Below are 12080 nucleotides of genomic sequence, written 5' to 3' on the forward strand. Positions count from 1 at the left end.
CCTGCGGCCCTCTTGGTCACCCGGCGATATCGCGAATGGCGATCTCGCTCATGATGCGTTCAAGCACCTGATCGATGGACAACTCCGTGGAATCCAGCTGAATCGCGTCGGCCGCCGGCTTGAGCGGGGCTACCGCGCGCTGGGTGTCGCGCTCATCGCGTACACGGATCTCATCTAGCAGACTCGACAGACTAACATCCTCGCCCTTGCCCTTCAACTGCAAATATCGGCGACGAGCTCGCTCCTCGGCGCTGGCGGTGAGGAAAATCTTCAACGGCGCATCAGGAAACACCACGGTACCCATGTCGCGACCGTCGGCCACCAACCCCGGCGCTTCCTGAAACGCGCGCTGGCGCTGCAGCAGCGCCTCGCGCACAGCTGGCAATGCAGCGATCTGCGAAGCACCAGCGCCGGCACTTTCGGTGCGAATGACCGTGCTGACTTCGTCCCCTTCAAGGATGATCCGCTGCAACTGACCTTCCGTCGCAGCGATGAATTGCACATCCAGATGGGCAGCGAGTTGCTTCAACAGCTCTTCGTTGGTCAGGTCAACCCCATGATTGCCCGCCGCGAAAGCCAGCAGGCGATACAAGGCGCCAGAGTCCAGCAGATTCCAGCCCAGTCGATTGGCGAGGATTCCAGCAACAGTGCCTTTGCCGGAACCGCTTGGGCCGTCGATGGTGATCACAGGAGCAATGCTTTTCACGACTGAGCCTCTTGGGCGACGCGGATACCGACCTGCGCGCACAACGCGAGGAAGTTCGGGAAGGATGTCGCGACGTTCGCGCAATCATGGATGCGGATCGGTGCGCTGGCCCGCAACGAGGCAACGCTGAATGCCATGGCGATGCGGTGATCGCCGTGACCATGCACTTCACCGCCACCGATCTGACCACCATCAATGATGATGCCGTCCGCCGTAGGCTCGCATTTCACGCCCAACGCCAGCAGACCGTCCGCCATTACCTGGATGCGATCGGATTCCTTGACTCGCAGCTCTTCGGCACCGCGCAGGATGGTCCGGCCCTCGGCACAGGCGGCCGCGACGAACAGTACCGGGAACTCGTCGATCGCCAGCGGCACCAATTCTTCAGGAATCTCGATACCCTTCAGCTTGGCCGCACGCACCCGCAGGTCCGCCACTGGCTCGCCACCGACTTCGCGCTGGTTTTCCAAGGTGATATCGGCACCCATCAGGCGCAGGATGTCGATCACACCGGTACGGGTCGGGTTGATGCCGACGTGCTCAAGCACCAGCTCCGAGCCCTCGGCAATCGAGGCGGCAACCAGGAAGAACGCCGAAGAGGAAATATCACCCGGCACTTCGATGTGTGTCGCGGTCAGCTTATGGCCGGACTCCACGGACGCGGTCGCACCCTCGACACTCACGGGGTAGCCGAAGCCACGCAGCATGCGCTCGGTATGGTCACGTGTCGGCGCCGGCTCGGTCACGGTGGTTTTACCTTCCGCGTACAAGCCCGCCAGCAACAGGCAGGATTTCACCTGGGCGCTGGCCATCGGCATGGTGTAGGTCAGGCCCTTGAGCGCATGACCACCACGAATGACCATTGGAGGGCGACCTTCAGCGGCGGTTTCAATCACTGCACCCATTTCACGCAGCGGATTGGCCACGCGATTCATCGGGCGCTTGGACAGCGAAGCGTCGCCGGTCAACGTGCTATCGAAGCTCTGCGCGGCCAGCAGGCCGGACAGCAGGCGCATCGAGGTGCCCGAGTTGCCCAGGTAGATAGGCCCCGGAGCCGGCTTCAGGCCATGCAGGCCGACGCCGTGGATGGTCACGCGACCATGGTGCGGACCTTCGATGACCACGCCCATGTCGCGGAAAGCCTGCAGGGTCGCCAGGGCGTCTTCGCCCTCGAGGAAGCCTTCGACTTCGGTGACACCCTCAGCCAGCGAGCCAAGCATGATCGAACGGTGGGAAATCGATTTGTCGCCTGGTACGCGAATCCGACCGGACAAGCGGCCACCAGGTTGAGCCAGGAAAATCAGATCGTTGGAATTCATAGCGTCCACATAGGCCCGGCGGGCCAGGATTTTACTGAAATGCTCGCGGGCAACCCGGGCGCGCGTGAACACGCCCAACAGTTGGTGCCCATCCCCTGCATCGACCGCGTCGCGCAAGGCGTCGAGATCGCTGCGAAATGTATCGAGTGTACGCAGGACAGCTTCGCGGTTGGCGAGGAAGATGTCATGCCACATGACCGGGTCGCTTCCGGCGATTCTTGTGAAATCGCGGAAACCGCCCGCAGCGTAACGGAAGATCTCCAGATTTTCATTGCGCTTGGCCAGCGAATCAACCAAGCCAAAGGCCAGCAAGTGCGGCAAATGGCTGGTGGCGGCGAGCACCTCATCATGGCGCTCGACCTGCATGTGCTCGACATCGGCACCCAACTCACGCCACAGCCGATCGACCACCGCCAGGGCAGCCGGATCGGTCTGCTCCAGCGGGGTAAGGATCACCTTGTGCCGACGGAACAGCTGGGCATTGGAAGCCTCCACCCCACTCTGCTCGGAACCGGCGATCGGATGCCCCGGTACAAAGCGCGCCGGCATACCGCCGAAAGCCCGGGTCGCAGCGCGCACCACGTTGCCCTTGGCACTGCCGACGTCGGTGAGGATCGCCGCCCCCAGGTCCATGCCAGCCAGGATCGCCAGCAGTTTTTCCATGGCCAGGATCGGCACCGCCAATTGAATGACATCAGCGCCGACGCAAGCGCTGGCCAAGTCTTCCTCGCAGCGATCCACCACACCCAGCTCAACGGCGAGCTTGCGCGATTGCGGATCCAGATCGACGCCGACCACTTCCCGACACACGCCGCTTTCACGCAGCCCCTTGGCGAACGACCCACCAATCAAGCCCAGGCCGACCACCACCAGGCGGCCGATCACAGGTGCGACAGGTGCCGCGGCAATCACATCAACCACGTGCCAGGACCTTGCTCAACGCCTCGAGGAAGCGGGTGTTTTCTGCCGGCAAGCCGATGGTGACACGCAAGTGGTTCGGCATGCCGTAGTTGGCCACCGGGCGCACGATCACCCCCTCACGCAACAGCCCCCGGAAGATCGGCGCAGCCACTTGCCCCAGATCCACGCAGAGGAAGTTGCCCCGCGAAGGAATCCAGCTCAACCCCTGGGCGCGCAAACCCGCCTCCAGTTGCTGCATGCCAGCGTCGTTCAGGCGACGGCTTTCTGCCAGGTACTCTTCATCTTTCAGCGCGGCACAGGCCGCAGCCAGCGCCAGGCTGTTGACGTTGAACGGCTGGCGTACGCGGTTCAGCACATCAGCGACCACCACCGTCGACAGGCCGTAGCCCACGCGCAGCGCCGCCAGACCGTAGGCCTTGGAGAAAGTGCGCGACACCAGCAGGTTCGGGTACGCCGCGAGGAAATCCAGGCCATCCGGCAGATCACTGCCCTCGGCATACTCGATGTACGCCTCGTCCAGCACCACCAGCACATGCTCAGGCACGTCCTGCAGGAACTCGTCCAGCGCTTCGGCACTGAACCAGGTCCCGGTCGGGTTGTTCGGGTTGGCGATGAAGACCACGCGGGTATTGCTGTCGATCGCCTGCAGCATGGCCGGCAGGTCATGCCCCCAGTCTTTCGCCGGGATCACTCGCGCATCAGCACCGACCGCCTGGGTGACAATCGGATAGACGGCAAACGCGTGCTCGCTGAACACCGCATTCAAGCCCGGGGCCAGATAGGCGCGCGCCACGAGCTCAAGGATGTCGTTGGAGCCATTGCCCAAGGTCACCTGGTTGAGCTCGACCCGGCACTGCTCGGCCAGCAGGGTCTTGAGCGCGAAGCCGTTGCCATCCGGGTAACGGGTCAGCTCGGCCAACTCCTCACGGATCGCCGCCAGGGCCTTTGGACTGGCGCCCAGCGGGTTTTCGTTGCTCGCCAGCTTGACGATGCTGGCCGGATCGATATCCAGCTCACGGGCCAGTTCGTCCACGGGCTTGCCCGGAACGTAAGGCGAAAGTTGTTGCACGCCCGGCTGTGCCAGGGCGAGGAAGTCGCCGCTCATTGTCTACGCCCTTAGAGAACTGCTTTCGGGTAGGAACCCAGCACTTTGAGTGCCACTGCTTCCTGACTGATTTTTTCCAGCACACCTTTTACCAGCGGATCGCGGTGGTGGCCGACGAAATCGATGAAGAACACATAGGTCCACTTGCCGCTGCGCGACGGACGGGTCTCGATTCGCGTCAGGTCGATACCGTTGTCGTGAAATGGCACCAGCAACTCATGCAACGCGCCCGGCTTGTTGCTCATCGACACGATGATCGAGGTCTTGTCGTCACCGGTCGGCGGCACTTCCTGGTTACCGATCATCAGGAACCGCGTGGAGTTGTCCGGACGGTCCTCGATTTTCTCGGCCAGGCGGGTCAAGCCATACAGGCCAGCGGCCATGTCGCCGGCAATCGCTGCCGAGTTCCACTCGCCCTTGACCCGCTTGGCCGCCTCGGCATTGCTCGATACGGCAACACGCTCGACATTCGGGTAGTGGGCATCCAGCCACTTGCGGCACTGGGCCAGGGACTGGGCGTGGGAGTAGATGCGGCTGATGCTGTCGGTCTTGGTATTTTCACCGACCAACAGGTGGTGGTGAATGCGCAGCTCGACTTCACCGCAGATGACCATGTCGTGCTCGAGGAAGCTGTCGAGGGTGTGGTTGACCGCGCCTTCGGTGGAGTTTTCCACCGGCACCACGCCAAAGTTCACCGCACCCGCCGCCACCTCACGGAACACTTCGTCAATGGCTGCCATCGGCTTGCTGATCACGGCGTGACCAAAGTGCTTCATGGCCGCCGCCTGGGTAAACGTACCCTCTGGGCCGAGGTAAGCCACTTTCAGCGGCTGCTCGAGCGCCAGGCACGAAGACATGATTTCGCGGAACAAACGCGCCATCTCTTCGTTGCCCAGCGGCCCCTGGTTACGCTCCATCACGCGCTTGAGCACCTGAGCCTCACGCTCGGGACGATAGAACACCGGCACTTCGCCTTCGGCCAGCGAGGCCATCTTTACCCGCGCGACTTCCTGGGCGCAACGCGCACGCTCACTGATCAACTCCAGGACTTTGGTGTCCAGGGCGTCAATGCGAACGCGCAGTGCCTTGAGTTCTTGCTCAGACATTAGCCATGTTCCTTCTCGAACTCTGCCATGTACGAAACCAGCGCGTTGACACCCTGGATGTCGACGGCGTTGTAGATAGAGGCACGCATGCCACCTACCGAGCGGTGACCTTTGAGGTTGAGCAGCCCGCGCGCCTCGGCGCCGACCAGGAACGGCTTGTCCAGGCGATCATCGGCCAGGCGAAACGGCACGTTCATCCACGAACGGTCGGACTTGTTGATCGGGTTGTTGTACAGGCCGCTGGCGTCGATGAAGTCGTACAGGGTGCGCTGCTTGACTTCGTTGAGCTTGCCGATGGCTTCGACACCGCCCTGCTCTTTCAGCCACTCGAAGACCAGGCCGGAGAGGTACCAGGCCAGGGTTGGCGGGGTGTTGTACATCGAACCGTTGTCGGCCGCGACCTTGTAGTCGAGCATGGTCGGGCACAGCGCGCGCGCCTTGCCCAGCAGATCTTCGCGAATGATATTGACGACGATGCCGCTCGGGCCGATGTTTTTCTGCGCGCCGGCGTAAATCATGCCGAAACGCGAGATATCCACAGGGCGCGAGAGGATGTCGGAAGACATGTCAGCCACCAGCGGCACATCGCCAACTTCCGGAATCCACTGGAATTCCAGGCCGCCGATGGTTTCGTTCGGCGCGTAGTGAACGTAGGCCGCATCCTTGGACAGCTGCCACTCGTTCTGCCCAGGGATGGCGAAATAATCGTAGGGCTTGGCGGTCGCGGCAACGTTGACGTGGCCGTAGCGCGAGGCTTCTTCGATGGCTTTCTGCGACCAGATACCGGTGTCGATATAGTCGGCGCTGCCGTTTTCCGGCAACAGGTTCAGCGGGATCTGAGCAAACTGCTGGCTGGCGCCACCCTGCAGGAACAGCACCTTGTAGTTCGAAGGGATATTCAGCAGATCACGCAGATCCTGCTCGGCCTTGGTCGCAATGGACACGAACTCATCGCTGCGATGGCTCATTTCCATGACCGAGAGGCCCTTGCCGTGCCAGTCGAGGAGTTCACCCTGAGCGCGCTTCAGGACAGCTTCGGGAAGCGCCGCAGGACCGGCACAGAAGTTATAGGCTCTCTTGCTCACATCCAATCTCGCTCTGATTTGGTGGTATCTACATTCAATCAACCCTTGCAGGAGCGAGCTTGCTCGCGAGAAACCTGAGGACGCTGCGCGATACCAGAATTCCCGCGTTATCGTTGTCGTCCATCGCGAGCAAGCTCGCTCCTACAGGGGCAAAAATTTCAAAAGGGATAAACAACAAGGGGGCGAATTTTCATCCGCCCCCTGCTCGACTGCTTATTCCTGCGGCTCTTCGTCAGCGGCGGCATCGAGTTGCGGATCCTGGGCGACGTCGTCGATCACGACTTCACCGTCGAACACTGCACCCTCTTCGCCCTCCAGCTCTTCGCCTTCGACTTCCGACGGCTCCTGAACCCGCTCCAGGCCTACCAGCGTTTCATCGCTCGCCAGCTTGATCAGGGTCACGCCCTGGGTGTTACGACCCAGGCTGGACACTTCGTCGACACGGGTACGCACCAGCGTGCCCTGGTCGGAAATCAGCATGATTTCCTCGCCGTCGAGCACCTGCACCGCACCAACCAGACGGCCGTTGCGATCGTTGCTGACCATGGCGATCACGCCCTGGCCGCCCCGCTTGTACTCCGGGAACTCGCTGATGGCGGTACGCTTGCCATAACCACGCGCCGAAGCGGTGAGGATCTGGCTGCCTTCTTCCGGGATCAGCATGGAAATCAGCTTCTGGCCTTCCGGCAGGCGCATGCCGCGCACGCCACGTGCGGTACGGCCCATGGCACGTACATCGGATTCCTTGAAGCGCGTTACCTTGCCGCCGTCGGAGAACAGCATGACCTCACGCTCGCCATCGGTAATGGCCGCGGAAATCAGCACGTCGCCTTCGTCCAGCTCCAGCGCAATCAGACCGACGCTACGCTGACGACTGAAGGATTCCAGCGGGGTCTTCTTCACGGTGCCGTTGGCGGTTGCCATGAAGATGAAGTGACCTTCGGTGTATTCCTCGACCGGCAGCATGGTGGTGATGTACTCACCGTCATCCAGCGGCAACAGGTTGACCAGCGGACGACCACGGGCAGCGCGGGACGCTTCCGGGATTTCGTAGGTTTTCAGCCAGTAGACCTTGCCCTTGCTGGAGAACAGCAGCAGCGTGGTGTGGCTGTTGGCGACCAGCAGGTGAGCGATGTAGTCCTCATCCTTGACGCCAGTGGCCGACTTGCCTTTACCGCCACGACGCTGGGCCTGGTACGCAGCCAGCGGCTGAGTCTTGGCATAGCCACCGTGGGAAATGGTCACGACGCGCTCTTCTTCCGGGATCATGTCACCCAGGGTCAGGTCCAGGCGCGCATCAAGGATCTCGGTGCGACGCACATCGCCGTATTCGGCGCGGATGACTTCCAGCTCTTCGCGGATCACTTCCATCAGGCGCGTGGCGCTGCTGAGGATACGGATCAGCTCGCCGATCTGGTTGAGGATTTCCTGGTACTCGGCCAGCAGCTTCTCGTGCTCCAGGCCGGTCAGACGGTGCAGACGCAGCTCCAGAATGGCTTGCGCCTGCTCTGGCGAGAGGAAGTACTTGCCATCGCGCAGACCGTATTGCGGGTCGAGGTTTTCCGGACGGCAGGAATCGGCACCGGCGCGTTCGACCATCGCCACTACGGCCGAGGACTCCCACGGCGTGCTGACCAGCGCTTCACGGGCTTCCGATGGCGTTGGCGAGGCCTTGATCAGGGCGATGACCGGGTCGATGTTCGACAGCGCGACCGCCTGGCCTTCAAGGATGTGGCCACGCTCGCGAGCCTTGCGCAGCTCGAACACGGTACGACGGGTGACCACTTCGCGACGGTGACGGACGAAGGCTTCCAGCAGGTCCTTGAGGTTGAGGATCCGTGGACGACCGTCGATCAGCGCAACGATGTTGATGCCGAATACCGCCTGCAGCTGGGTCTGGGCGTAGAGGTTGTTGAGAATCACCTCAGGTACTTCACCGCGACGCAGCTCGATGACCACGCGCATACCGTCCTTGTCGGACTCGTCGCGCAGCTCGGTAATACCTTCGAGCTTCTTCTCTTTGACCAGTTCGGCGATCTTCTCGATCAGACGCGCCTTGTTCAACTGGTAAGGCAACTCGGTGATGACGATCTGCTGGCGACCACCGACCTTGTCGATGTCCTCGACAGTCGAGCGGGCACGCATGTAGATGCGTCCGCGACCGGTGCGATAGGCTTCGATGATGCCGGCACGGCCGTTGATGATCGCCGCGGTCGGGAAGTCCGGACCCGGGATGTACTGCATCAGCTCATCGACCGTCAGCTCGGGATTGTCGATGAGTGCCAGGCAACCGTCGATGACTTCACCGAGGTTGTGCGGCGGGATGTTGGTCGCCATGCCCACGGCGATACCGCTGGAGCCGTTGACCAGCAGGTTCGGAATACGGGTCGGCATGACCGCCGGGATCATTTCGGTGCCGTCGTAGTTCGGCACCCAGTCCACGGTTTCCTTGTGCAGGTCGGCCAGCAGCTCGTGCGCCAGCTTGGTCATGCGCACTTCGGTGTATCGCATGGCCGCAGCGTTGTCGCCATCGACCGAACCGAAGTTGCCCTGGCCATCGACCAGCAGGTAACGCAGCGAGAAGGGCTGCGCCATACGAACGATGGTGTCGTACACCGCGGTATCACCGTGCGGGTGATACTTACCGATCACGTCACCGACTACACGGGCAGATTTCTTGTACGGCTTGTTGAAGTCGTTACCCAGCTCGCTCATCGCGAACAGCACTCGCCGATGCACGGGCTTCAAGCCATCGCGCGCATCAGGCAGTGCCCGCCCGACGATTACGCTCATCGCGTAGTCGAGGTAGGACTGCTTCAGCTCGTCTTCGATATTGACCGGTAGGATTTCTTTGGCCAGTTCGCCCATGAGAAGCCTGATTCCTTTTTCTGGTGAAACTTCGTCAGGACCAACGAAGCTCGTCGCTGCAGGCTGAGTGCCATACATCGACTTACGACAAATCAACGAGTTAAGCCATGGATCTGCGCAGTGAAGGCATCCCCGCAGGGCTGCCTTGGAAACCGCCGGATGTTATCACAAGAGCCGCCACGCACCTATCCCCCAGATGCGCATGGAGCATAGTTAGTTGACCGATGACAGGCTTGAGGGGGATCTGAGGGGCTCAGAGAGGTGTCGCGAGGGAAAAACGTACCGGAATCGGGCGATTCCATTGCCTTTTGAGGCCTCATCGCGGCGGTGCGACGACTCGACAAGCCCACCCCCACAGGTGATCAGCATTCAAAACCCTGTGGGAGCGAGAGATCGCCACCTATTCAATGCAAGCGCTTACGGCACATCAATTGCGCCATTTTCGCGGCATCTGGCCGCTCCACGATGCCTTTTTCGGTGACGATCACGTCAATCAAGTCCGCCGGGGTAACATCGAACACGGGATTGAAGACCTCGACATCCGCCCCTACCCGCACACTGCCGATGGAAAGCAATTCATCACCCTCGCGCTCTTCCAGCGGAATGTCTTCGCCGCCAGCCGTATGCATGTCAATCGTCGAACTCGGCGCCACGACCATGAAACGCACGCCGTGGTGCATGGCATTGACCGCCAGTTGGTAGGTGCCGATCTTGCTGGCGACATCGCCATTGGCGGCAATCCGGTCAGCCCCGACGACCACCCAGGTAATACCCTTGGTCTTGAGAATATGGGCAGCGGCGGCGTCGGCATTCAGGGTTACCGGAATGCCTTCGTTGACCAACTCCCAGGCGGTCAGGCGCGAGCCCTGCAGCCAGGGACGGGTTTCATCGACATAGACACGCTCGACCATGCCCTCGATGAACGCCCCGCGAATCACCCCCAACGCGGTGCCGAAACCACCGCTGGCCAGTGCGCCGGCGTTGCAATGGGTCAGGATCGCCTGGGCATTGCCCTGATGCCTGCGGATCACGTCGACACCCAACTGGGCCATGGTCAGGTTGGCTTCGCGGTCGCTCTCATGAATGGCAATCGCCTCGACTTCCAACGCCGCCACCGGATCAGCATTGTCCTTGAGGCGGTCGAGTCGATCATGCATACGGTTGAGCACCCAGAACAGGTGTGCCGCCGTCGGACGAGCGTCAGCCAGCAGTGCGAAATCTTCCTCCAGCGCCGCATACCAGTCGCCACCTTCGGCGATCCGCTCGCGCACGGCCAGGACCATGCCATAGGCAGCAGCAATACCGATCGCCGAGGCACCGCGCACCTGCATCGAACGAATGGCCGCCGCCACGCCGGACACGTCGGTGCAGGCAATCCAGGTCTGCTCGCGGGGCAGAACACGCTGATCCAGCAGGAACAGCGTGCCATCGCGCCACTCGATGGCTTTCACCTTTTCCGCAGCCAACAGTCGATCGCGCATCCCTTTCCCCGTACCCATGAACAAAAGCCGTCGATTATAGCGATCCCCCCGCGAAGACGCTCGGGTATACTTCGCCATCCTTTATAAAAGCCCCGGACCGAATTCTTGATGCCCACCCCTGTTGCTGCGCTCGACCTCCTCCTGCTGCCGACCTGGCTGGTGCCTGTCGAACCGGCGGGCGTGGTCCTCAAAGAGCATGGCCTGGGCATTCGCGACGGGCGCATTGCCTTTATCGGCCCTCGCAGCGAAGCACTGAAGCGTGTGGCGGGCGAAATCCGCGAATTGCCCGGCATGCTGCTCAGCCCCGGCCTGGTCAACGCCCATGGCCATGCGGCGATGACGTTGTTTCGCGGCCTGGCCGATGACCTGCCGCTGATGACCTGGCTGGAACAGCATATCTGGCCGGCCGAGGGCAAATGGGTCGACGAGGCGTTCGTACGCGATGGCACCGACCTGGCGATTGCCGAGCAGATAAAAGGCGGCATCACCTGTTTCTCCGACATGTATTTCTTGCCGAAAGTTGCCAGTGAGCGGGTGCACAACAGCGGAATTCGTGCGCAGATCGCCATTCCAATCCTCGACTTCCCGATCCCCGGCGCCAGCGACGCTGACGAGGCGATCCGCCAGGGCGTCGAACTGTTCGGCGACCTCAAGCACCATCCACGGATCAGCATCGCCTTCGGCCCTCACGCGCCCTACACCGTCAGCGACGAAAACCTGGAAAAAGTGCGGGTCATCACCGAGGAACTGGACGCGGCCATTCATATGCACGTCCACGAGACCGCCTCCGAGGTCCAGCAGGCCGTCGAGCAGAACGGCGAGCGACCGCTGCAGCGCCTGGCGCGCCTGGGCCTGCTCGGACCGCGATTCCAGGCGGTGCACATGACCCAGATCAGCGATGACGACCTGGCATTGCTGGTAGAAAGCAACAGCAGCGTGATCCATTGCCCGGAATCCAACCTGAAACTGGCCAGCGGCTTCTGTCCGGTGGAACGCCTGTGGCAGGCCGGCGTCAATGTGGCGATTGGCACCGATGGCGCGGCCAGCAACAACGACCTCGACCTGCTCGGCGAAACCCGCACCGCCGCCCTGCTGGCCAAGGCCGTCGCCGGCTCGGCCGATGCCCTGGATGCCCATCGCGCGCTGCGCATGGCCACCCTCAACGGCGCCCGCGCCCTGGGCCTGGAGAACGAAATCGGCTCGCTGCAAGTCGGCAAGGCGGCTGACCTGGTGGCGTTCGACCTCTCTGGCCTGGCGCAACAGCCAATTTATGACCCGGTGTCCCAGCTGATTTATGCCACCGGCCGCGACTGCGTGAAACACCTGTGGGTCGCCGGCAAGCCATTGCTCGACGACCGGCGCCTGACGCGCCTTGATGAACAACAGCTGTGCGCCACGGCCACCGCCTGGGGCCAGCGCATCAGCGGTCACACCCGATAGAACGGAGCCTTGGGCCGACCCTCAAGGCTGACAGCAGAATTTTTCAGAT

General features: G+C 61.9%; 8 protein-coding genes. 1 reads left to right on the forward strand and 7 read right to left on the reverse strand.

Going from position 1 to position 12080, the window contains the following annotated elements; translation table 11 throughout:
* Positions 1 to 16: 16 nt before the first annotated feature.
* The 7 genes from cmk to mtnA all read right to left on the reverse strand — a co-directional run bounded on the left by cmk (position 17) and on the right by mtnA (position 10591).
* A complete protein-coding gene (cmk, locus tag ACZYR5_RS00685; protein WP_489088345.1) occupies positions 17 to 706 on the reverse strand; it encodes a (d)CMP kinase in 690 nt (229 codons plus the stop codon).
* Entirely contained in the window at positions 703 to 2910 is a 2208-nt protein-coding gene (locus ACZYR5_RS00690) for a bifunctional prephenate dehydrogenase/3-phosphoshikimate 1-carboxyvinyltransferase (protein WP_489088484.1), read from the reverse strand. The genes cmk and ACZYR5_RS00690 overlap by 4 nt, the downstream gene beginning before the upstream one ends.
* 28 nt (positions 2911 to 2938) lie before the next feature.
* A complete protein-coding gene (gene hisC / locus ACZYR5_RS00695; RefSeq protein WP_489088344.1) occupies positions 2939 to 4051 on the reverse strand; it encodes a histidinol-phosphate transaminase in 1113 nt (370 codons plus the stop codon).
* 11 nt (positions 4052 to 4062) lie between these two features.
* Entirely contained in the window at positions 4063 to 5157 is a 1095-nt protein-coding gene (pheA, locus tag ACZYR5_RS00700) for a prephenate dehydratase (protein ID WP_027620100.1), read from the reverse strand.
* Positions 5157 to 6242, reverse strand: coding sequence for a 3-phosphoserine/phosphohydroxythreonine transaminase (serC, locus tag ACZYR5_RS00705; RefSeq protein WP_489088343.1), 1086 nt, complete (start codon positions 6240 to 6242; stop codon positions 5157 to 5159). Before serC ends, pheA begins: the two co-directional genes overlap by 1 nt.
* 213 nt (positions 6243 to 6455) lie before the next feature.
* Positions 6456 to 9110, reverse strand: a complete 2655-nt coding sequence (gene gyrA, locus ACZYR5_RS00710) for a DNA gyrase subunit A (RefSeq protein ID WP_489088342.1) — start codon at positions 9108 to 9110, stop codon at positions 6456 to 6458.
* A gap of 404 nt (positions 9111 to 9514) precedes the next feature.
* Positions 9515 to 10591, reverse strand: a complete 1077-nt coding sequence (mtnA, locus tag ACZYR5_RS00715) for an S-methyl-5-thioribose-1-phosphate isomerase (RefSeq protein ID WP_489088341.1) — start codon at positions 10589 to 10591, stop codon at positions 9515 to 9517.
* Between the two features lie 108 nt (positions 10592 to 10699).
* Here mtnA and ACZYR5_RS00720 point away from each other — a divergent pair, with 108 nt between their 5' ends.
* Positions 10700 to 12031, forward strand: a complete 1332-nt coding sequence (locus ACZYR5_RS00720) for a TRZ/ATZ family hydrolase (protein ID WP_489088340.1) — start codon at positions 10700 to 10702, stop codon at positions 12029 to 12031.
* Positions 12032 to 12080: the final 49 nt, after the last annotated feature.

The organism is Pseudomonas sp. F007 (genome assembly GCF_057814275.1).